Source organism: Mesorhizobium sp. M0166, from assembly GCF_040322255.1.
GTDB lineage: Bacteria > Pseudomonadota > Alphaproteobacteria > Rhizobiales > Rhizobiaceae > Mesorhizobium.
The window spans coordinates 386,951-408,976 of record NZ_JAMYTD010000002.1 but is presented as its reverse complement, the minus strand read 5'-3'; the positions used below and the strand labels follow the sequence as shown (position 1 = coordinate 408,976).

19 protein-coding genes and 3 pseudogenes are annotated in these 22,026 nt (G+C 59.8%); 8 read left to right on the top strand and 14 right to left on the bottom strand.

From position 1 onward, the window contains the following. Nucleotides 1–183: 183 nt before the first annotated feature. Together NKJ46_RS04345 and NKJ46_RS04340 are read left to right on the top strand one after the other, a co-directional pair. The gene (locus tag NKJ46_RS04345; RefSeq protein ID WP_352662276.1) at nt 184–387 is read left to right on the top strand and encodes an alpha/beta fold hydrolase; all 204 of its coding nucleotides are present in this window, start codon (nt 184–186) and stop codon (nt 385–387) included. A gap of 554 nt (nt 388–941) precedes the next feature. Continuing rightward, on the top strand, nt 942–1,868 hold the full coding sequence (locus NKJ46_RS04340; protein WP_352566810.1) for an ArsR/SmtB family transcription factor: 927 nt from the start codon (nt 942–944) through the stop codon (nt 1,866–1,868). A gap of 226 nt (nt 1,869–2,094) precedes the next feature. Here the strand turns inward: NKJ46_RS04340 and NKJ46_RS04335 are convergent, their stop codons facing one another. Continuing rightward, on the bottom strand, nt 2,095–3,018 hold the full coding sequence (locus NKJ46_RS04335) for a glycoside hydrolase family protein (RefSeq protein WP_352473704.1): 924 nt from the start codon (nt 3,016–3,018) through the stop codon (nt 2,095–2,097). A gap of 399 nt (nt 3,019–3,417) precedes the next feature. On the opposite strand from NKJ46_RS04335, the gene NKJ46_RS04330 reads away from it, so the two are divergent. Together NKJ46_RS04330 and glf are read left to right on the top strand one after the other, a co-directional pair. Further along, complete coding sequence (locus tag NKJ46_RS04330) at nt 3,418–4,590, top strand: glycosyltransferase family protein (protein WP_352662273.1); 1,173 nt, start codon at nt 3,418–3,420, stop codon at nt 4,588–4,590. Between the two features lie 2 nt (nt 4,591–4,592). Next, the gene (glf, locus tag NKJ46_RS04325; RefSeq protein ID WP_352467893.1) at nt 4,593–5,735 is read left to right on the top strand and encodes a UDP-galactopyranose mutase; all 1,143 of its coding nucleotides are present in this window, start codon (nt 4,593–4,595) and stop codon (nt 5,733–5,735) included. 139 nt (nt 5,736–5,874) lie between these two features. On the opposite strand, the gene NKJ46_RS04320 is transcribed toward glf, so the two are convergent. The 4 genes from NKJ46_RS04320 to NKJ46_RS04305 form a co-directional block, all read right to left on the bottom strand. Then, nucleotides 5,875–7,041 carry a glycoside hydrolase family 1 protein gene (locus NKJ46_RS04320; protein WP_023677857.1) on the bottom strand — a complete coding sequence of 389 codons (1,167 nt, stop codon included), beginning with the start codon at nt 7,039–7,041 and terminating at the stop codon, nt 5,875–5,877. A 203-nt stretch (nt 7,042–7,244) separates the two neighbouring features. Beyond that, a complete protein-coding gene (locus NKJ46_RS04315) occupies nt 7,245–7,769 on the bottom strand; it encodes a YciE/YciF ferroxidase family protein (RefSeq protein WP_352662415.1) in 525 nt (174 codons plus the stop codon). A 1,845-nt stretch (nt 7,770–9,614) separates the two neighbouring features. Further along, nucleotides 9,615–9,998: a hypothetical protein gene (locus NKJ46_RS04310; protein WP_156937370.1), complete on the bottom strand. Its 384-nt coding sequence runs from the start codon at nt 9,996–9,998 to the stop codon at nt 9,615–9,617. 904 nt (nt 9,999–10,902) lie between these two features. After that, nucleotides 10,903–11,256, bottom strand: coding sequence for a hypothetical protein (locus NKJ46_RS04305; protein WP_352456137.1), 354 nt, complete (start codon nt 11,254–11,256; stop codon nt 10,903–10,905). A 640-nt stretch (nt 11,257–11,896) separates the two neighbouring features. On the opposite strand from NKJ46_RS04305, the gene NKJ46_RS04300 reads away from it, so the two are divergent. Continuing rightward, entirely contained in the window at nt 11,897–12,406 is a 510-nt protein-coding gene (locus NKJ46_RS04300) for a ferritin-like domain-containing protein (RefSeq protein WP_352637601.1), read from the top strand. A 700-nt stretch (nt 12,407–13,106) separates the two neighbouring features. Here the strand turns inward: NKJ46_RS04300 and NKJ46_RS04295 are convergent. The 7 genes and pseudogenes from NKJ46_RS04295 to NKJ46_RS04265 all read right to left on the bottom strand — a co-directional run bounded on the left by NKJ46_RS04295 (nt 13,107) and on the right by NKJ46_RS04265 (nt 17,389). Then, complete coding sequence (locus tag NKJ46_RS04295; protein WP_352662268.1) at nt 13,107–13,871, bottom strand: hypothetical protein; 765 nt, start codon at nt 13,869–13,871, stop codon at nt 13,107–13,109. Further along, nucleotides 13,868–14,749 (bottom strand): hypothetical protein, encoded by an 882-nt coding sequence (locus NKJ46_RS04290; RefSeq protein WP_352662265.1) that lies wholly within the window; start codon nt 14,747–14,749, stop codon nt 13,868–13,870. The genes NKJ46_RS04295 and NKJ46_RS04290 overlap by 4 nt, the downstream gene beginning before the upstream one ends. Further along, on the bottom strand, nt 14,746–15,141 hold the full coding sequence (locus NKJ46_RS04285) for a phage holin family protein (protein WP_352662262.1): 396 nt from the start codon (nt 15,139–15,141) through the stop codon (nt 14,746–14,748). Before NKJ46_RS04285 ends, NKJ46_RS04290 begins: the two co-directional genes overlap by 4 nt. A gap of 4 nt (nt 15,142–15,145) precedes the next feature. Next, nucleotides 15,146–15,493, bottom strand: a complete 348-nt coding sequence (locus tag NKJ46_RS04280) for a hypothetical protein (RefSeq protein WP_352467850.1) — start codon at nt 15,491–15,493, stop codon at nt 15,146–15,148. Between the two features lie 237 nt (nt 15,494–15,730). After that, nucleotides 15,731–16,054: pseudogene (locus tag NKJ46_RS04275) on the bottom strand (transposase); the annotation flags it as partial. A 15-nt stretch (nt 16,055–16,069) separates the two neighbouring features. Continuing rightward, a complete protein-coding gene (locus tag NKJ46_RS04270; RefSeq protein WP_352662260.1) occupies nt 16,070–16,240 on the bottom strand; it encodes a hypothetical protein in 171 nt (56 codons plus the stop codon). 99 nt (nt 16,241–16,339) lie between these two features. Beyond that, on the bottom strand, nt 16,340–17,389 hold the full coding sequence (locus NKJ46_RS04265; RefSeq protein ID WP_352467848.1) for a YihY/virulence factor BrkB family protein: 1,050 nt from the start codon (nt 17,387–17,389) through the stop codon (nt 16,340–16,342). A 248-nt stretch (nt 17,390–17,637) separates the two neighbouring features. Here NKJ46_RS04265 and NKJ46_RS04260 point away from each other — a divergent pair, with 248 nt between their 5' ends. After that, a complete protein-coding gene (locus tag NKJ46_RS04260) occupies nt 17,638–18,495 on the top strand; it encodes an alpha/beta fold hydrolase (protein WP_352662257.1) in 858 nt (285 codons plus the stop codon). Nucleotides 18,496–19,022: 527 nt separating this feature from the next. Then, a pseudogene (locus tag NKJ46_RS04255) lies at nt 19,023–19,352 on the top strand (transposase); the annotation flags it as partial. Nucleotides 19,353–19,666: 314 nt separating this feature from the next. Here NKJ46_RS04255 and NKJ46_RS04250 read toward each other — a convergent pair. Beyond that, complete coding sequence (locus tag NKJ46_RS04250) at nt 19,667–20,884, bottom strand: IS110 family RNA-guided transposase (protein ID WP_352662412.1); 1,218 nt, start codon at nt 20,882–20,884, stop codon at nt 19,667–19,669. A gap of 264 nt (nt 20,885–21,148) precedes the next feature. Between NKJ46_RS04250 and NKJ46_RS04245 the strand changes: the two are divergent. Next, nucleotides 21,149–21,347, top strand: a pseudogene (locus NKJ46_RS04245) (transposase); the annotation flags it as partial. A gap of 229 nt (nt 21,348–21,576) precedes the next feature. Here NKJ46_RS04245 and NKJ46_RS04240 read toward each other — a convergent pair. Beyond that, nucleotides 21,577–21,930 carry a hypothetical protein gene (locus NKJ46_RS04240; RefSeq protein ID WP_352662254.1) on the bottom strand — a complete coding sequence of 118 codons (354 nt, stop codon included), beginning with the start codon at nt 21,928–21,930 and terminating at the stop codon, nt 21,577–21,579. Between the last annotated feature and the right edge of the window lie 96 nt (nt 21,931–22,026).

The following is a 22,026-nucleotide window of genomic DNA, read 5'->3' as shown; positions in this document are numbered from 1 at the left end:
TGCCTGTCGCCGGTGGTGTTTTCCCGCACATTTTGCTGCTGCCGCTGCTTGTGCTGCTCACCTGGCCGCTCGCCATGGGCAAGTATTTCGCCCCGGCATCGTCTCTGCGGGGTTTGCTTCGTCGGCAAAGGACATCGCCAGCTGGCCTCACAGCTGCGGTCGATCGCGGCCGAATCGGGATTGATGCTGGCCGACGCGCTGGCCGGCGGCCGCTTCACCCGCTACAATGATCTGTTGATGCCTGCCGGCATTATTGCCGGGGCCGGCGACCGGTTGTTCGATGCGAAAGCCGAGGCTCTTAGACTACAATCGGAGATTCCTGGTTCGTTTGTCGATATCATCCCGCAGGCCGGCCACATGGTCCACCACACCGCACCGCACCGCTAGCTGTTCTCGCCATGGTGGACAGGGTCGCTGCCGCGGCCAGCATGAAGTAGGCCGGCACTGGCGCGATCCCGAAGAAGTGGAATCGCGATTTTCGGAAAAGATCATGCTCAAAAGCAATAGGTAGAACCCCGTCCCGACTCTATCGGGTGGCGAATCCGATGATTTACTTCACGGCGGCACGCACTTCAGCGAACCGCATCCTGTGCATCCATCCGCGCCGGTTCGGCTAACATCGACGTCGAGGTCCCGTATCTTGGGGATTTGGCCAGGGGAACGGCCCCAATTCCGTGTTCGGCTTCTGCCTCTCTTTGTGGCTGCCAGCATCTAGTCGTCTGCAAATCGAGGCCACGGACTGACAAGCACCCCCGCACTACAAGGAGCTGGCGGTCGGAGAACAAATGTAGACATGTCGCACCATCCTTGCGGGTACGGCTTGCGATGCATACTGACGGTCGAGGGCTTAATGTAACCAAATCAACGGCTCGGCGTTTCGGTCAGCGCCGTTGCAATGAGCGAAGCCATAACCTCTGTCACGAGCATAGACTGGCGATTTCATGAGTCGCAATTTTCTGGTGATCGAACCTGAGGAAGGAATTGCCGTGCTCAAGGGGCTTGCCTCCTCGGCGCGGATCTCGATGCTGAAACTGCTGCATGAGAAGGGGCCGATGAATGTCAACGAAATCGCCGCCGAGCTGTCGCTTCCGCAGTCAACCGTCTCGACCAATATCCAGGTGCTGGAGGATGCGGGGCTGATCCGCACCGAGAGCCTGAAAGCGAAGAAAGGCAACCAGAAAATCTGCTATCCGACCGCCGAAAAAGTGCTCATCGTGTTCAAGGGTGAGTATCGTAAGGTCAAGAACGACGCGATCGAAGTGTCGATGCCGATCGGGCTTTACACCGGCTTCGAGGTTACCGCGCCCTGCGGCCTTTGTTCGCCGGACGGCATCATCGGTCTGCTCGATGTGCCGAACACTTTCCTTGATCCGGACCGCATGAAAGCCGGTCTGCTATGGTTCACGCGCGGTTTTGTCGAATACCAGTTCCCCAACAATGCCAAGCTCGCCAATGCCGAGATCACCGGACTCGAAGTTGCGTTAGAGCTGTCTTCGGAAGTGCCGGGCACCAGCGCCGATTGGCCCTCGGACATCACGCTGACGATCAATGGCGTCGATGTCGGCACATGGACGTCACCGGGAGATTTCGGCGACAAGCGCGGCGTCTTCACGCCCTCCTGGTGGAAGCTCAAGGGCTCGCAATACGGCAAGCTGAAGACCTGGCGAATTGCCAAGGACGGCACCTATGTCGACGGCGTCAGGATTTCCGAAACCGGCCTCGCCGCACTCGATCTGAAGAGCCATCATTCAATCCGCGTCCGTATCGGCGTCAAGGACGACGCCGAGCGCCCCGGCGGGATCAACATTTTCGGCATGGGCTTTGGAAATTACGATCAGGACATCCTGCTCAGGATCAAAACCGCGTGAATCCACTGGCGGCGTGCTGCGCGCAATTACGGTCCACTGCCGAATTTCAGCTAGCAACGTCGTTTATGGCGACCAGCTTGCCTGAGGTGTATAGATGCCCCCGTCGCAAGCTTCGCCGACTGGCTGCGTATCACCTACTACCCTCAATCACCGGTATAAAGCGATCCCTCCCACCAACCGCCAGAGCGTTTCATCCTCCGTTCCGGCAAATGCCGGAACTTACCATCTAGGCAACTCTCGAAAGTATATGCCGATCCAGGTCACACTTTGCCAACCCGAACCGCCAGCGATGGTTGGTCGCCTCACGCCTGCTCTGGTAGAACAAGGTCAGTTGCCGGCCGTCGATCATCACCGTCGAATGGCCATTCTCGCCGGGCTCACCAGGGTCGAGAACGGGGCCAACGGAAACGTAGGGACCCTTGACGTCATCGGCGATGGCGAAGAAGACGCGCTGCCGGCTGCCGCGCGGACCTTCGGGGAGGAAGCAGGTGGCGTTGAGAAGCACACGACCGTCCGGCAGCTCGACGAGCTGCGCGCCTTCGATCCCCCATTCGTAATCGGGGTGCTCGCGCGCATTGTGATGCGGCACGTCGAGATGATCGAGTATCTTGCCGAGACGTTTCCATGGCCCGAACCAGGAATCGGATTGGCTGCGCGCCAGATAGACATCAGGCTGGGGCACCCTGGTGAATTTGGGCATGCCTGAATAGACGATATAGCGCTTGCCTCCGACGATTGCGGGGTGGGGATCGTAGATGCCGTCCTCATCGGTGTCGGGCAGCGACAATATCGCCGGATTGAGCACCACCCAATGAAAGCCGTCATTGGACACCGCGTGCTCGCAACGTCCGCCGGACTTCATGAATTCGGTCTGGATAAACATGTGGAAGACGCCGCACTCATGAATGACGCCGGGCGCCGCAATGCCAGATCCGGTTACCGGCAAAACGATCGCCTCGTGCTCTGTCCAGGGTCCATAAAGATCCGGCGCTGTGGCGTGGAGGATTTTCCAGCTCTCTGTTGTGACGGTGCCGCTGGAGCCGAAGACGTGCCAGAGCGTGCCGTCGAACACCGGACAAGGGTCCTTCAGATCATCCACAACCTGCGGGTGAAACAATGGAAAGACGTTGGTTTCAAAGTCGATCTTCATTCGCCAGCCATCCCTCGATTCGTCTCGGTCTCCATTCAAATGAACCACCGGCGCGACTCAGATGATTCGATTCCAAGCGTATTTATAGCTCCGCTGATGAACGGTTGTTGAACGATTGAAGGATTTGAACCGCTCTGTGGCAAAGGGCCACATTTGGGGAGCCCGACCTGACGCGAGGGGCTTCATCATGTGGATCGAATGGGGGCGGCCGGCTCGCCCCTTCTCTGTTGAGCCGTCGCAAGTGGAGCGGACGGCTGGTCTCGCCCGAGACAGTTTGGAGCTATGGAACAACTTATCAGGATGGAAGTTATATAGAAGGCTGCGAACTTCATGTCAAAGCTGCCTCGATTGACTTTTGTTAGTCGAGGCATTTTGTAACTATATCGAAGGATAATCTACATGGAAATGGCGGCGGGCCGGGCCAAAACACCAAGAAACCCTGTACAACCGTCTATTTTAATTTGCTTTTCACACCTCCGATGGAACTTCGTATATCAGAGACCACAACACATTCTGACCCTGGCGTCAAAACAGCAACAGCTAATTTACTTCGAAGAGCCAATCTTCGATGAGAGGCGCCACCCTTCGATGCGGGTGCACAATATTACCCCCAAGATCAGAATAGTGACGCCGCTGATGCCAGTTGGTACTTCCGCGACCAGGGCGGACGCAATCCAGCGCAGGTTCGTCGATCAGATCCTCGCCTCCACGCCGCATGACCGATTGACGACCTGGTATTACACGCCCATGGCGCTACGCTTCAGCGATCATCTCGCCTGTGACGTCTGCGTCTACGACTGCATGGATGAACTCTCCGCGTTCAAAGACGCTCCCGCAGAGTTGACGCAGTTGGAAAAGGCGCTGTTGCAACGTGCCGATGTCGTCTTCACGGGCGGGCAGAGCCTCTACGAGGCCAAGCGCAGCTTGCATCGGGCGATCTTTCCCTTCCCGAGCAGCATCGACGTTACCCATTTCCATCAGGCTAGGGCGCCAGGTGAAGACCCGTTCGATCAGGCCGACATACCTCACCCGAGGGTGGGGTACTTCGGGGTCATCGACGAACGGCTCGACCTTGAACTTATCGCGCATGCGGCTGCGGCAATGCCAGACGTGCATTTTGTCATGCTCGGCCCTGTCGTCAAGATCGATCGGGCGAGCCTTCCCACGGCAGGCAACCTGCATTGGCTGGGCGGCAAGTCCTATGCAGACCTGCCGAACTATCTCAGGCATTGGAGTGCCGGCTGGATGCCGTTCGCGCTCAACGAAGCGACCCGCTACATCAGCCCGACCAAGACTCCCGAGTTTCTTGCGGCAGGACTGCCGGTGTTGTCCACGGCGATCGTCGACGTTGTGCGTACCTACGGCGTCGAAGGCCTTGTCGAGATTGTCGAGGCGGAGGACATCGAGGCCAAGCTTCGCTCGATCCTGGCCCACCCCCGCGATTTCCTGGTGAAGAAGGCCGACGCCTACCTCGCCGACATGTCCTGGGAGAAGACCTGGAGCGCGATGGCTGCCCACATCGAGCGCGCCCATGCGATGAAGAGCGTCGTCCCATTCCTGAGGAGGGCGTGAGCGTGTTCGACTGGTTGATCGTCGGGGCCGGTTTCGCCGGCAGTGTGCTGGCCGAGCGTATCGCATCGCAACGGCAGGAAAGCGTCCTGATCATAGACCGACGAAATCACGTCGGCGGCAATGCCTATGACTGCTACGACGAGGCGGGAATACTAATTCACCGTTACGGGCCTCACATCTTTCACACCAACGCCCAATCGATCGTCGACTATCTGTCGCAATTCACGCAATGGCGGCCTTACGAACATCGCGTGCTGTCGCTTGTCGATGGAAAGCTGCTGCCGATACCGATTAATCTCGACACCATAAACCGCCTCTACGGCCTTGAATTGACGTCCGAGCAGCTGCAGGACTTCTTCACTTTCCGACGCGAAACGGTCAAAGAAGTCCGCACCGCCGAGGACGTCGTGGTGAGCACAGTAGGCAGAGAGCTCTACGAGAAATTCTTCCGCGGCTACACGAGGAAGCAGTGGGGTGTCGACCCTTCCCAGTTGAGCAAGTCAGTGACGGCGCGAGTCCCGACCCGGACCGATCGCGACGATCGGTATTTTGGCGACAGCTTCCAGAACATGCCGGCAGGCGGGTATACGCGCATGTTTCAGCGCATGCTGGATAGTCCCAAGATCAAGATCATGCTGCAGACCGACTACCGCGAAATTCGCGACAAGATCCCCTTCCAGCAGATGATCTATACCGGTCCGATCGACGAGTATTTCGACTGGAAGCTTGGTCGCTTGCCCTACCGTTCGCTGCGCTTTGAGCACACGACGCTTGATTGCGAGCAGTTTCAACCGGTCGCCGTCGTCAACTATCCGCAGACGGAAAAATACACACGGATCACCGAGTACAAGCATCTGACCGGTCAGCAGAGTCCGAAGACCAGCCTCACCTACGAATACCCCACCGACGTCGGAGATCCTTATTACCCGGTGCCGCGGGCCGAAAACGAGGCTTTGTACAAACGATACGAAGCTTTGGCCGCGGCGTGCCCGGAGGTCTGGTTCGTCGGACGTCTTGCAACATATCGCTATTACAATATGGATCAGGTGGTCGGCCAGGCATTGGCTACGTTCGGGCGCATTCAGACACGCCTGCCAGCAAACGGGATGCTCGTCACGCCGACGCAGCGCGAGGCGGCCGAGTGAATGATGCGCCGGCCTGACCGGCGTCGGGCGACCCACGGCCAAAGAGACCAACGATGTTTCTCGGCTTCTCGGCGAACAGCTCTAGATATGCTGTGCTGTTGATGCAGCTGAAAAGCGCGCACTGTTCGTATCAGCGAGGCTATAGCGCGCTTGCTTGTTGTTCCTCAAACGCCAAGAACGATTGGCGCTGGCGCTCCAACTCGTCCGCAAGTGGCTTGCGAACAGTGCGCGAGCCGTCCGCATGAATGGTGGAGAACAAGCCGACTTCGGCGTGGCGCGAATTGTCCCAACCTGGGTAGGCCGTCACCGGGTACAGGCATATACCCTGAACAGGTGCACCGAGGCTCGTCGCATCGCGCACTTCGTCGCAAACGTAGTGAAGCCAGGCTGGCCGGCCTGAACCTTCGGCGCCGGTCTCGGCGATGAACATCGGCTTCTTGTATCGTTCGGCGACCTCGACCAGCAATTCCGAAAGTGCACGGTATTCGTGGTGCCCCATCGGTATCGTTGGGCCATTCAAGTACCATTGGTTGTGCGGATAGAAGTTGAGGCCGATGACGTCCACAACGTCCTCGCTGCCGCCCAACTCCGGTTCCACGCGCCCGATCAGCATGTCATACGCCTCGAATTGGCCCTGGCGAGCATTTTCGGCGCGCCGCCGCTCGGGGTGAGTACGGTCACGAGGAGCAATATGGATCAGCGGTTCAGCCCAGATGAACCTGCAGCCGGGTTCGGCCTCCCGCATGGCCCTCACGCCGGCGACCGCTGCCCTGACAAGGTGTCGTTTGAACCATCCACGCTTGTTCGGCCCGACGCGGGGGAAATAGCCGACCTCCACAGCCCATGCAAAAAACGAAATCTCGTTGATCGGGCACACCAGGGGAGCCACCCCGGTAGCGGAGCGATGAACCCGAACAGCTTCCGCGGCGAAACGGACGTAGGCCTTGATAAACCCCGGGCCACCTTGGTCGATATGGTCTGGCGAGCCATAGTGGAAGATATCCCAGATAATCTGCACCCCGGCCGCCTGGGCTGCTTCGATCGCCGACGTCCAACTCGACCAGTCGAAGACTCCGGGCGCTGTTTCAATCAGGTGCCAGCGCAAGCCGTCGCGGATCGTGCGAAGCCCAAGCTCGGCACAACGGCGATAGTCGGCATGTGCATGGATGTCATGTGAGGTCGCGCGGATCAGATCAAGACGGGCCCCGTCGGCGCGCCTGTGGGAGGAACACTCGAAACCAGCCATGAAAAAGCTGTCGAACCCGGAAGAGCCTGCCGTGGGCCGACGAGCGGTATCCTCGTTCATACCAACATCCTGTCGCCCAAGGCGTGGGCAAGTAATCGCATTCGCAGTCCCCCATTGTCAGTTCCGGTGGCCTAGTCGAAACCGGTCGGCCACCACCTCGACGGCTCGGCGGCTGCGGTGTACACGTGTGCCTGGATTGGCGAATACAACCAAGCTCCAATCCCGTCTGCCGGGGGCCGCGGTCGCGTCGATTCGATCCGAAGTTATGCGGCCTGTTGCATCGCCCGTTCGTTGACGCCTGTTTCGCCTAGTCGGGTGAGCGCCTCATCGGTTGCTTTTTCTTCCTTGAGCGTCTGTTCGAGTAGCGGGACGGCGTCTTTCAAGCCAAGTAACCCGGCCCATGTGACAAGAGTCCCGTAGCGCGCTATTTCATAATGTTCGACGGACTGGGCTGCAGCCACGAGACCCGCATCCAATGCCGGAGCCTCCTCGAATTCCTCCAAAATCTCCTGTCCTTCTTCGATGATGCCGTCGATCGCCGGGCACGTTTTCCCTTGGGCTCTCTTGCCAAAGGCGTCGAAAACTTGCTGCAGACGCTCGATCTGACCTTCCGTCTCGTCACGATGTTTTTCGAACGCCGCCTTCAACTCTTTGGACTCCGCGCCCTTTGCCATTTTCCGGAGCGCCGTCAGAATCTTGCGTTCGGCGTAGTAGATGTCTTTCAGACCATCATAGAAAAGGTCTTCCAAGCCCTTGGAGCTGCCCTGAGAGCTTTTTTTCGTCGCCATTGTCATCTCCTCTTTCATTTCTATCGACGCATGCATGGCTCTAACTGGACCAGTCTCTTGTTGTTCCTTCGGCGACGGCACACCGGCAGCCAACAGCGAGCGAGGGTCGGGTTGACCGCTGATTTCAGTCCGCCGCGCCAGCAGCGGCTTGAGCATCTCGGCTGCGCTCCATTGCGGAAGTTCCGGAATGAGGATCGTCTGCCTGAAGGGTTTCCGCTGTCATCGAGTCCTTGCGGCCGCATTTTTCGCAACGGACCTTTGCCCGCACCTGATCAAGGTTCCCGATCTCTTCTCGGGCCCCCAATGGCGTCGAACCTGGACGAAGTTGCCGACCAGATCAGCAGTGTATAGGGCCGCGGACCTGTTTTGCGATGTAGTTGAACTCACCTTGAGGCAGCTGCTCGCGCAGGCGTTTGGACGACAGGCGGACGGCATCATGGCCTCTAAATTCGAATTCGAGGTCAAGAGGACCACGTCCACAGCATAGTTGCACCTAAGATCCTCCTCGATGTCGCCAGCGGCGCGAAGCCTCAGATGGTCTTCGAAAACCCCTCTGCGGACCGAGCATGTCATGTCTCCTTTGCAGTACCGGAAAGGCCGTGGACAGCCGTGTCGTCCTTCGCGATGCTGAACGGATGCGACGGCGGTTTGTTCCTGAGGCCAACATGCGCTGGAGCCGGATTGACTTGCACCCCCGATCACAAACGAATGAGAACATTCAATCGGGGTCCTCATGGCTTCCGCCATCGACATTCTGGCATGCTGACCAGCGACGAGGTCGGCAATTGTCCAGGACTAGAGCGGCCGGCCAGGTGCAGCGGTGCCGGGGGGACCTCACGCTCCAAGGCCGTCCTGGCCTTCGCCAGCGACAACCACAAGGCCTGCAAAAAAGCTTCATCTGCTTGCGGTGTTAATCCGACCTCCTTGCAATGTTCAACGATCCTGTCCTGGATCGACACTGCGGTTTCATACCGTTGGACAACCCTTGCCAGAACGTCCTGACAGGTGCCAATCGCCACCTCCCGAAGGTGGTCAGCGACGGGAGAGAGGGCAGCACGGGTGACATCATGAGCAACGGGGGCGTCCCGATCAGTCGGATGTATTCCGCCTCGGGCTGCCCATAAGAACGATCCGCCAACGCGCGTCTATAGCAATAGCTTCAGCCTTCAATTGAACAAAGCAATCGTGCGGGGACCGGTCCTCACCCATGACCAGGGCTGACCCGGTCATACCGTCAAAGCCAATAAGGCCAACCTCGGCCTCGACGTCAGCCCGAAGCTTCGCCACCATTGACCCGGGACCGCTCTCGAAGAAATCGACGGTGTCAATCGGGACCGAGGCCTGCTCCAGGTGCGTCCTCAGTCCCAAGTGACGGGCTTCGAGGTGAGGCTGCAGCAACGTCAGATCCGGCGCGCTCAGGCCGCAACAGTTCGTTCTTGAACGAGGTTTCCATCTGCGCTGTCTCCCGATCGGGGCGGAAGCGCGATGGTCGCTCACAGCTGACGACGCCCTAACAATTGTCGACAGTCAGGGGAAAGTATACCTAAAAGGGCGGGGAGTCTCAAAAAGCTACTATGCTGACCAGAGAGGCTCGTCAGTCTGGCGATCATCAAGATGCTGCTAACAAGCAGTGTCCGCCTCTCCTGGTCGAAGGTTGCCTTCGCAATCTGGTGTGCGCCTTTTGTCGAAGCATACGGCCCCAAACTGATTCATCCTCTGGGGAAGCCAAGCGGTATCGACGCTGCCTGAAAACTTACGCGCAAGCTCCACACTTTCGGGGGGCGCTTTGTCGATCGACCAGAGTAGCCAAGCACCCCTTCTGTATCCCATAGTATTCGGCTTCGCCTATTGCTCCGGAACGGCAGAGGTTTGCGGACGATTTCGTGCTGCTTCGGCAATTTCCGGGATGTATTTCGTCGCGGTGCAGCTTCGGTTCACATTGGCGCGTGCGTCGAATACCTCTTTCTCGCAGACCCGCTTGGCGAGCTCGATAGGCACATGAACTGCCAGAGGCACTTCCACCTCGGAGATTCCAAGCTCCCTTGCGATCTGCTGTTTCACTTCGTGCCTGCCAAGCGAAACGTCGACGCCGACATCCTGGGCATCTTCGGTTGTCGATGATGCGCCTTGCCCCGGCAGATCTTGCTGCTCGGTCTGAGCAAATGACTGCACGGCAAAAAGCTGCAAGGCGAACACGGCGAGCGGCAAAATTCGTTGGAATACTCTCATGCCTGGCTCCTGCAGGTGCCTTTAACAACGGCAAAGTATTTGAAGCGTTCCAGAGGCGGGGATGCGCGCGCTCAGCGGCAGTCGAGGCGGGTTTTTTCTGTTGGAATACGATATGGCGACCGTGGTTGGGTGCCGACAGCCGACTGTGCTGGCACATCGGAGTGTAGGAATTTGCCTACCGAGAAAGAAAGACAAGCCAGAGACGAGCGCACCTCGGATGCTGCACGAGGATTGACCGACATTGAGCGTGCGGCACGAGACGCAAAGACCGCGGCTTCGGGAGCAGCGCCTGAAGGCCGCACTTGCTGTGACGTCGGCCGCGGCATCTAAACCGAAGAGGACACCAAAAACCACGAAAGCCTAGCAGTCACTTGCACCACACGGGAGCTTGCATTCAACCCCACGGTGCTCAAGATCCAAGTAGGCTCTGCAGCTCTCTAGGCTCACAACCTCGTGCACCCAAGTTTGATCCTGCTGCAGCAATCAGGACTACCCCAGAACGAATATGGCCAGCAGGGCAACAAAGAGAACGAGGGCAGTCCAAACTGAGCAACGTGCCGTGCAAGGCTGTTCCCAACGCTCTCGGAGCCAACTTGGTGTCAGTCCAACTGCCGGTTGCCGTAGGGCTTCGAATCGCTCTAGCGCTATCGGCAATACAGCGCGGCTCTCCTCTGAGCGCGACCGCAGCTCCCTTCAGGCAAGATGCGCGAGCAGACGGATATCTATCTGACCGAAAGCAAAAGAAACCACGCGTGCCCCACTGAAAGCACAAGCAAGCGCAAAGGTTCCTGAACTGATGCTCGGCTGGCGGGAACTTGCTCGCCAGCCGAGTTGAGTTCAGGCGGTGGTCGGGGGAGATCAGCCAGCCACACGCTGGTGATTCCAACCTGAGCCGATGTGCCAATCAGCAACCTTCGTCGGTCTTTTTCACCTGGCCTGGCGCGGCGGTATTGGCTGTCGTGTCCTGCTGACCAGGCGCCGCCTGCTGAGCGCTGCCAGTCTGCTGGCCGGGCGCGCAGTCTCTGGCCGAGTTCGGATTTGTGGTGCCGCTGGTGGTGGTCGTGTCGGTGCCCTGATCGCCGGACATGTTGGTGCCGCTGCTCGTCGTGCCGGTGCCCTGATCCGTCGTACTGGGCATGGTTGTCGTGGTCGAGGTTCCGCTGGTCGAGGTTCCGCTCGAAGTTCCGCTGGTCGTCTGGGCAAAGGAAAGCCCTGCCGACACCGCCAGCACGGCCGAAGCCAAAAGGATGCGTTTCATCTTCTTTCTCCTGTCTGAATGCGCGGGATGCGCCTGGCAAATCGAACAGGCAGACAGAAGGAGTGTTCCCCGATGAAGTTCAACTTTTGTAACTCTGGTCATAGGTCCGCCTTAGGATGGCCGGCGTATATTAGAAGCCTCATGACGGCGGCTCGATTCGAAAAGCAATCAACGAGCGGAGAGGCCGTCGCGTTCCTTGTGACTGCGGTGGCGCGGTGAGGCACAAGGCTCAATGCGGAGCGCCAGCCGCCGCGATCAGCGCCTCGTCGAGAATCCACTTCAGCTTCGCCGAGCGCTAGTAGCTTGATCTGCTTGCCGTTCTTACTTGCCAGGAACGACATGCAGCGGTCGCAGTATGCCATGCGGACCTTCAATATGTCGCCGTATGTCGCCGCGTCGGATGGCCAGGAGCGGCCAGTGCCAGTTGGATTTTGTGATGGAGCGGCGCAGCGGCGAGCGTCCACGGGCCGTTTTCCTTGCGCCGATCTTCCGCGATCTTGGCCTTTTCCACGCATCGCTGCAGGATTTTTCGCGAGGTGAATTGAGACCCGCCACGACTGTCAGGGGCGTTCGGCGGGCTCTACTCCGGAACAATGTCTTCTTCTGAAAGTTTTTCCTTAAATCGCAAAGGAGATCCGAAATGTCAGAAAGCCGCGAATGGTTTGTCCAATGGCTTAGAGATGCCCATGCCATGGAAGAGCAGGCCGAAACGATGTTGAACGGGCAGTTGGGTCGCATCGAGAACTATCCCGAGCTGAGCGACCGGATCCGACAGCACCTCGACGAGACGAAGCAGCAGGCTGCCCGGCTGAAGACTTGTCTCGATCAGATGGACGAGGGTTCATCCACGATGAAGGACGCTGGCGGTAAGCTGACGGCGATGGCGCAATCGCTGAGCGGCGTCTTCGCTGGAGACGAGGTGATGAAAGGATCGCTCGCGAGCTACACGTTCGAGCACATGGAAATCGCCTCCTACACGATCCTGATTGCCGCCGCTCGATCGCTCGGCGAAACCGAGGTTCTTCGGGCTTGCGAAGAGAATCTGCAAGAGGAAGTCGCGATGGCGGATTGGCTGAAATCCCGTCTTCCCTCCACGACCGAGCAGTTCCTTGCGCGGGCCGAAGCGGACAGCGACAGCGCCAAGCGGTGATCGGGTAGGAACGCAGTAACCGTAAACTGGGTGATCGGGATTCGTCCGCTAGCGCGTCCCCCTTCGTGAACGCTGGGCAACGAACACGCCTAGCAAGCGGTCGTTGAGTTGCGCATTTCGAGAAATTGCAACGACGAGCGATGCTAATATTGCGGCGTCGTCACATAGAGAGTCGAAGCGTTCGCCTGCGCAAGCCTGGTTAAATACGCATTGGCAATAGCCAGATCGGAAGGGCTAGCGCAGCGCTCGGCGAGATCAAGCTCGAGTGGGCGTGTTAAAACGTTCGAAACGAGGTCGCGATAGCGGAATGCCCGAGAACGCCCCAGATGACTGAGCAGTTGCGTGCGCGGGCACCGGCAGCGCCAAGCCGGATCGGAGAAAGTTCGTCCTGACAGCGGACAGAGCGCGCCGTTGCGCTCACGTTATGGGGTCGGCAGCACTTGCACGGTTTTCGGGGTGAATTCCGCTTCAGCCGGTCGCTGGCGGTTTCGCTGAAGGCCGTGACCGACCGGCCGACGATCATCATGCTCGAAGGGGTTGACCGCTTTGTCTTCTCCGCCGTGCGCATCGTCATCGCGCCGTCCGTGGTTCCAGAATATGCAATCCGATGGCTGAACTCGTCGGGACTCGATAAATGTCAGCGCGGCATCATACTTTGCCTTCAGGACGACTGTTTCTCTGCAATGACCTCTGTCTACGCTCATCCAGTTCGGTCGGTGTCCATCTGCTCATTCAGACGTCGTTGATAGGCAAAGCCGACAGCCGCGGCGACTGCCAAACCTGCCGCCGCCAGAAGGAGTTTGTCCTCGGTATGCTCATTGCCCGATGCGTCTTGAATAGCTAACGAAGCTTCATCGAAGGGTGCGGATGCTCTTGCGGCAGTCTCGCCCTCGTGCGCCCCAGCGCCGCTATGGCGGATACCCGCAGCTAGACGTTCTGTCTTCTCTTTAACAGTTTCCTTGGCCACGCCGGTCAACTCGGCAGCTTCGCGTTTTATTTTACCAGCCGTTTCAAGAGCGAAATCACTGACGCTTTCCGCCAAATCACTAGATTGCTCCTTCAGGCGCTCCTTGGCGTAGGGTAGGTGATCCACCTGCTGCTCGCCGGGTGGCCGGGCTGAATTGGTCCGCCACAAGCTGATCAATCCCGCTCCGACGAGTGCGGTTGCGATCGGCGGATGGCGGAGGAAACGCCACCCCAAACCGGCCCCAATCGCCAAAGCAGCGCTCGGATTGGCAGCCGCCTTGGCCTTGAGATCGTCAATAATCGCCTGCGCCACCGATTGCATTGAGGCTCTTGCTTTCTCCACCAGGGCATTCTTTGCCTCAAGCGCTTCGTGTTTCAAATCATCGGTAAATTCGGAGAGCGTGTTTGGCGACCGAAGTGTCGACAAGTCCTCGGCGAGCTTAGCCCGGGCAGCCTCAACTTCGTATTCAAGATGCTCAAGTTGCGGATCGGCCATCATAAATCTCTCTTGCCACCGGGGCGGGCAGGTTTGCTCGACCGAGCGTTGCCCGACCGCGATTTGGCCGTTATTCCTTCCGAAGGGGTGGCGCTGCCCGGTTGCAGCTTGGCGGCCGGAGTGGATGAACCGCTCGATCCACTTGGGCTTGGCGAAGGCGGCTGCACGGGTTCACTTGATTGCTCTTCTGACAAGGCGCTTCCAAAGGCGCCCGCAACGTCCCTCGCCACCTCCTTGAGGCCGTCCGAATTCAGCCCACGTTCCTCGGCGACGCTCTTGAGCCGTTCGCCCGCCTTTGCTGTCGAAGACTTCAAGCGGTGCCCAGCTTTTTCAGCAGCATCCGTCAATCGCTCTCCTGCAGGGCCGAGCGTGCGCCTCTCGACATCGCTGGCCGGTAAAGCAGCAGCTATAGCGGCACCGGCTGCGAAGCCGGCCAGGACAAAAGCCAATGGCTGTTCTTCCACCATGCGGCCAATCGTGTCCTGGAACGTTGATTGGGCTTGCTGCACCACGCGCCCTGACTTCTCGGATACGGTGCGACCGGCCTGTTCTGCGTATGCCGCGGCCGATGATGCGTAGTGACTTGCGGTTTCACTCACCTTCTCCCCAATGCCGGCTAAATTGTCGCGCATGGCCTCAGCTGTCTCGCTAGCCTCTTCCTGCGTTTTTGACGCCCCGCCGCTGGCGGTGCGTACGTGCGGAGCATTTTGGCGCCCGTTGGTTCCACGGGATTGCTCGCGATGCCCGGCACTTGAACCGCGGCTGCGCATTAGCAGCGCGCACCCTGCTGCGACGAGCAGAAGGCCTTCGGGATTGTTCCTAGCGGAGCTGAGAAGCCATTCTTTCGTTCCAAAATCCTGGACCTGTGAATTGCGGCTCATGTTAGTTGCTCCTTGGTTGTCGCAATATCCTGCTTTATTTGGCTAATGGAGTGTGTCGGCAGAAGTTGTTTTTGCGCATCAGCCCGGCCCCTATAATAGGCGAAAGCAGCGGCGACGCCCGTTGCGGCCGCGACGATCAGACACGACCAGTGCAGGGCTATCCCTAAGCTGGCGATTCCAAGTACGAGGGCTTGCATTAGAAGCAGAGCGGCGACCACTCCCAGCGCGCCAGCAGCAGACATCCACACACCTGCTTGGAGCTTCGTTGAGACGTTGGCGGACAGCTCCGCATGCGCCAGGCGCAACTCTTTTTGAAAGAGGTCCGCGACGTCCGCCAAGACTGCCGACAGTGCTTGAGGGAGAGGCGAATTCTTCAGATGTTCCTGTGCCATCAGATCAGTTCGCTCCCTGCCGCCTTCCTTTGATGGACTCTGGTGCGGGAGGCGCGCTCTTCAGTGTGCGGAACGTCAAAAAGCCCGCTACGGCGGCCAGCCCAAACACCAAACCCGGCTTGCGCCTCGCGAAATCGGACGCTGCAAGAACCAGCTGATCGACGGACCTGTCTCGCAGGTCGTCTGCGTATCCATCAAGCCTATTCGCGAAGGTGCGCACGACCCCAGCGACTATCGGTGCGTTTGCGTCGAGGTCCTCGGCCGCACGCTTGGTCGAACTCGCCAGTTGGCCCATCACCTCGGCGCCGCTGCCGACCTGACGGTCCAACATCTCCTTCACCTGATTGGTCACGGTGGACGCGCCACCAACGGCCGCCCGTTTGGCGGTTTCCGCTGCCCCTTGCGCTATGTCGGACGCTTTGGATAACGTGCCGCTTACAGTCGCTCCTATGTCTTCCGAGGTACCGTCACCAACTCTTACCGCAGTCGGGGGACGCCGTTCAGAATTCCGGTTGTTCATGGTTTCCTCCATTCGAGGAGCAAACGGAGGTAAGGCCCGTTGGTTCCCAATGAGTGACTATCTGGGGTTTCAAGTTGCGTTTGCGAACTCGAGGCGCGCATCGCGTGCTTTTGCATTGGGAATGATGGGTAGCTTGCGGGCGGGCGCAATGCGAATAGTCATCTTTTCCTTTCCTGTCTGAAGGCGCGAGGGGATCATATCTGGCGACGGTGAGCGCGACGAGGAGAGGCTGGAGCGCGGACCTTCACGGCCGCCGCGCACCGGTCTTCGACCGCTGCGCCTGCCGCTGTCACTGGCGATCGGCGCCAAGCCTACGAGTTTGGCGATGGCCTTATTGGAAAGGGTGCCAATCTCGGGCAACTCGGCCATCAGGAGTACGCGGGCGACACCGTTGACCGAACGGAAGACCTAATCGAGACAGGCCCACAGCGGGTCGTCGTCGCTAGCGAGGCGATCTCGCCCTTCAAGTCGGCGGCTCTGACGCTTGAGCAGAACAATGACCTCGTCGAGGCTGGCGAGGGGTTCGGCATCGGCGACGGCGCTTTTGCGTTGCTTCTGGATGGTGAGATCGCCAGTCACCTGGGCAAGCCGGGCGACCAGCGCCTTGAGCCGTTCTGGGCTACGCGCCGCGGCGTTGGTTACAGCCGCTTGACCATGGTGTCCAAAGTGATCTGCGCGCTACTCGTTGCGCTCGTCAAAACGCGACTGCTGGTCGGCGGCATCGGCCGATCCGCCCAGCGTGTCGGCAACCGTGGCACCTCGCGCACCCATCGGCTGCTGCGCACCTGTGGTGGTGTCCATCGCTGTCTGATGCTCCATCTCGGAATTCAGCTCCGCACCTACAACCAGGATAATCACAGAAATCCAAGTCCACATCATCAAGCCGATGACTGCCCCAAGAGCCCCATACGTGGCGTTGTAGTTGGCGAAGTTTTCAAGATAATAGGAGAAGCCTATCGAGACTGCGATCCAGACCACAGCGGCGAGGAAGGCGCCCCATGTCGCCCATTGCCACTTTGCCCTTTCCCGGCTGGGTCCGTAGCGGTAAATCAGCGTGATCCCGACGCCCACCATGATCAGCATCATCGGCCACCGAAAGATCCGCACAAGGGCTTCGGTCCAGCCGCCGAGGTTCAGCAGCGCAAGCACGGCCGGCACAATCCCCACCGAGATGATAAAGCCGATACCAATGAGGATGGCGCCAAGTGTGAAGCCCAAGGCCAGGAGATTCAGGTGGATGAAGCCGCGCTTTTCACTCTCCTCGTAGGCGATGTTCATGGCTTCGAATAGCGTCTTTATGCCGTTACTGGCGCTCCACAGTGCGACGGCAAGGCCGAAGATGAAGCCGAAGCTGAGCGCGCCAGCCTTCTGAGCGGCCAAGGACGCAAGCTGAGATCTGATAATATCCAGACCTCCCGAAGGCAGTACGCCGCCAAGGAACGCAATGTGCTCAGCGATGGTCTGAGGATCGGCGACGAAACCATAGATGGACACGAACGCGGCAAGCGCTGGAAAGAGGGCAAGAAGCAGATAAAATGCAGCCCCCGCCGCGATCAGCATAACACGGTCCTCGGTTACCTCAGCAAAGACCCGCCACAGCACGTCCTTCCAGCCGCGGCTGGGAATCTCTGACGGCCATTCGGCATTGCGTCCGCGGCTCTCCCGTTCGGCCCGCCGCTCAAGTTGCACTTGACCTTCGTAAGCGTCCTCGGTTGTTTTCTTCGACATGGCCGCCGGTCCGGAGCATCTTCTTCGCGGGGCAAACGTATAATAGCGCCAAAGGATGCAGGTGCAGACCTGCGCTTACAAATAAACATCCGCCGCCTGCAGCAACAACTGCGCGATCCCCACTTGGCCCTTCGGCTCCCATGCTCATCTGGCGGGGGATGCGACGGCTGAGCGTGCATGTTGTCGGGACGACAGCCTGATAATCCTCATTGCGCTGGATCAGTTTTAGGACACCCGCGTTACCAGCCATGGTCTCGCTCGCGCCTGAACATCAGTTCGTCAACGCCGGAAGCATTCGGTTTCATGTCGTTCAGGCCGGGCCTGCCGGGGGTAAGCCGGTCATGCTCCTGCACGGCTTCCCGGACTTCTGGATCGGCTGGAGACGGCAGATCGGTACGCTCGCTTCCGCCGGATATCGGGTCATCGTTCCCGACCAGAGGGGCTACAACACCAGCGACAAGCCAGAGGGTATCAGCGAGTACACGCTCCCCAAGCTGCTCGGCGATGTATTCGCCCTGGCCGACGCGCTCGGCATCGGAAGGTTTCACCTCGTCGGACATGACTGGGGCGGCATCGTCGCTTGGGCCGCCGGGGCAAAGTTGCCTCATCGCCTGGACAAGCTCGTCATCCTGAATGCGCCCCATCCCGACGTTGTGTTTACCCATGCCCTGCGATCTCCGACGCAGTTTCTGCGGAGCAGTTACGTGGTTTTCTTCCAGATCCCATTGCTGCCCGAAGCCGTTTTGGGTGCGCGGCGCTCCGCCTTGCTCGCACGAGCACTTAGGACATCCAGCCGGGAAGGCGCCTTCGAAGAAGAGGAGATTGCAGAATATCGGCAGGCTTGGGAGCGGCCGGGGGCGCTGACCAACATGCTCAACTGGTATCGCGCCTTGCCCTTTCGCCCGAGCTTGAAGGAGCGGATCACGACGCCCACTCTTGTTATGTGGGGGATGCAGGACCAGGCTCTAGAATCCGGGCTGGCCAAGCGCAGTCTCGCCCTTTGCGACGATGGCCGCGTGCAGACTTTCGAGAAAGGGACGCATTGGGTTCAACGCGAAGAGAGCAACGCGGTGAATGCGGCGCTTCTGGCGTTCCTGGAGGGCTGAGGAACTCAAAAATGGATAGAAACTGGGGGCAGCGTCAGATGGAGCCGGAGGAGGCCTGCAGGGCATTCCTGGCTGCTGCAAAAGAGGAGGGGACATTACAACTAGCTAAGTTGGATTGCGGTATAAGGTTCTATTGTCTCCGACCAACACCGCGCTTTGCGGAGCCCGCCGCCAGCAAGGAGAGGCGACGGACCCCCGCCTTTGATACGCCTGTTCATGGCCTCCACGCTCATATCGGCGCAGCGGGCGCTCGACATCACTAGAGCTCATTGGCAAGCAGCCCGCCGATATACACTGGCAGTGTCCAGGCGTGGGCGTGGCCTTTCCGCTTGGGTATTATGGTGCGGCCTGCCCGATCGGCCGTCCCTCGATCGACCCTGAGTTGCTGATCCGCATGCGGATCGTCGGCAGCTCGTCCTCGACTCGATGCGCGAAGTCGTCGACGCCGTGCGCAAGCCTGGAGCTGTAGCGGCCTCGCCTGTCCCGCCCCGGTGTCATCGCTTCGCTGGCGCTAACGGTGAGACCGCGTCTCCGACGACCATCCGGGGCTCAGGGCGGCAATCCGCGAAGTGCTGCCCGAAGCGGTCTGGCAGCGCTGCTACGTGCACTTCCTCAGAAACGCGCTCGACTACGTGCCGCGCAAGGTCGACGACGATTGCCTGATGGAGCTCAGATGGTTCTACGACCGGCGCGACCTTGCCGAGGTCAAACGCGACCTGGCGCAGTGGATCGCCAAATGGCAGGCCAAATACCCGAAGCTGGTCAACTGGGTGGAAGATAACATCGAGGAGACGCTGAGCTTCTATGGGCTGCCGCTAGCTCACCACAAGCACATGAAGTCGACGGATGACATCGACAACCCTGATTTCGACTTTTTCGATTCCTGTTGCGTTTCTTTGTTCGGCTCAGGTGAGCCTGTTTCTTCGTCCCGGCCCACAGGATTTCCCATGCGAGCGTGTCGAGACGCAGTCAAGGCTGGCCGGTGCGATGGCGCCGCGGCCGGCTGCGAGGTTTCCAGGCCACGCCTTGACGGCGTCGAGCACGGCGCCGTTCTGGAGCGGACCGAGGGCGTAGGTCGTGCCGCCAGATTTCCTTGTGCTATATTTGTCCGGCACGGACGACCACGTGGCAAAGAGTGGTGCGAGAGGATGAGAGTGCCGCCACGCAGCCGTTATAGTCGTTCCTCCTTTGTGGCGTCCGTGCGCCGCTTCGGCCCGCGTGACCGCCAATGCCGAACCATTAGCTCGTAGGCACGTTCGGCATTCTCGGCCGCGGCTTTCTCGCTGTTTCGCAACTCCTTCACGTTGTAGGCGTAAGCCGAACCGCGGCGACCGACACCGCGCTCGCCCGGCGCGCCGGCCTTGAGAGCGAGCTGCCTCTGCTTTGCCGCCACCAGCGCCGGGCGAGCCCAGAAGTAGTCCTGCTCCTTTGTCAGCAGATGCCAGATCAGCACGGCGAGCTTGCGGGCGACCGCCACAGCTGCGACCTGATGACCACGCTTGTTACGGATGCGTAGGAAGAAGGCCCTGAGCGGTCCGGGCGCCTTCGCCGCCGCCCAGGCGGCCTCGACCAGCATGGCGCGGGCATTGGAACGCCCATGTTTGCTGATCCGGCCATATTGCGCCAAGCCAAGACCGGATTGGCGCACACGCGGATTGAGGCCGAAGTAGCTCACCAGCTTCTGCGGCTCGCGGAACCGCCGGATGTCGCCGACGGCGGCGATGATACCGCTCGCGACGATGACATTGACGCCGGTGATCGTCTGAAGCCGCCGGACTTGCGCATCATCAACCGCTTCCCGGGCGATGTCGCGATCGAGGTCAGCCAGATCCTCGGCCAGGCGATCGATCTCGCGGATGTGGCGGGCGATAGCGGCCCGCTCGTCGTCGGGAAGCACCTGCCGCTCGAGCCAGGCGCGACCGCGATTGTTGAACAGATCGGCATGCGGGCACTTCGGCACGAGGTGCGCCTGCAGGATGCCATGCACCTCGTTCTTCACTCGCGTGCGATGCCGCACGACCTGGTTGCGCCGCGCGACGTGGCGGCGAAGCCGCTCAGTCCGCTCATCGGGAACCCAGACCTCCGGCAGAAAGCCGCTGGCATGGAGCTGCGCCAGAACGCCGGCATCAATCTTGTCGGTCTTGATCCTGGCATGAGCGATCGCCTTCACCTGCATCGGGTTGGCGACAATCACCCGGCCGACATAGGGCCACAGAACCCGCACCACCGCCATGGCGTTGCCCGTAGCCTCGACGACAACCTCATCAGTCCGTCGCAAACTGCGGCCGAACCCTTCCAGTCCCGAGCGGGTCATGTCGATCCGTCCGTGATGGCGCAGCCAGCCGTCTTCCCAAACCACCACCTCCGCAAAGGTGCGGTGGATGTCCATTCCAATCACACGTCTCATCGGCTCCCTCTCCTCAACAGTCGGGAGCCGGCGGGCGACGCGACACCTACGGATCCGCGCTCTCGGCCCAACCGGGCAGGTCGCAGGGGCGGCCAGCTACTAACGCGAGCTCGCAGCTTATCGAATACATCGGCCTGCCCGCACTTGGCGTGCTCCCGGTGCCCCTGTCCCGGATGGTCGCACCATACGCCGAAAATCGCTCATCTCCAGCGGGGATCGGATGGCACCGTCATGATCATACCGGTTACCCATCCGATCGAGCGCCTCAACGGCGAGATCAAGCGGCGCACCGAGGTCGTCGGAATCTTCCCCAACCCGCGGAGCTGTCTGCGGCTGGTTCGGGCATTGGCGGTGCCACGAGAACTGGCTCGAGGCGACCCGCTACCTCAACATGGATCATCTGCGCGAGCACAAGAAGGAGAGCCTGAGGGCCTTGGCCGCCTGAGCACCGTCATGTGTCCGCCGCTCCGCTAAACACGGGGGCTGCGCGGCGGACACGCCGACGTCACCGCAATGCCACGCCATTTTGCAGAACTTGACGCACACAACTTATTTTCAGCATCAGACCGTTGAGCTGGCGGGAACTTGCTCGCCAGCCGAGTTGAGTTCAGGGGATGGTCGGGGGAGACTGGCCAGCCACACGCTGGTGATTCCAACCTGTGCCGATGTGCCAATCAGCAACCTTCGTCGGTCTTTTTCACCTGGCCTGGCGCGGCGGTGTTGGCTGTCGTGTCCTGCTGACCTGGCGCAGCCTGCTGAGCGCTGCCAGTCTGCTGGCCGGGCGCGCAGTCTCTGGCCGAGTTCGGATTTGTGATGCCGCTGGTGGTGTTCGTGTCGGTGCCCTGATCGCCGGACATGTTGGTCCCGCTGCTCGTCGTGCCGGTGCCCTGATCCGTCGTACTGGGCATGGTTGTCGTGGTCGAGGTTCCGCTCGTCGAGGTTCCGCTCGAAGTTCCGCTCGTCGTCTGGGCAAAGGAAAGCCCCGCCGACACCGCCAGCACGGCCGAAGCCAAAAGGATGCGTTTCATCTTCTTTCTCCTGTCTGAATGCACGGGATGCGCTGGCAAATCGAACAGGCAGACAGAAGGAGTGTTCCCCGATGAAGTTCAACTTTTGTAACTCTG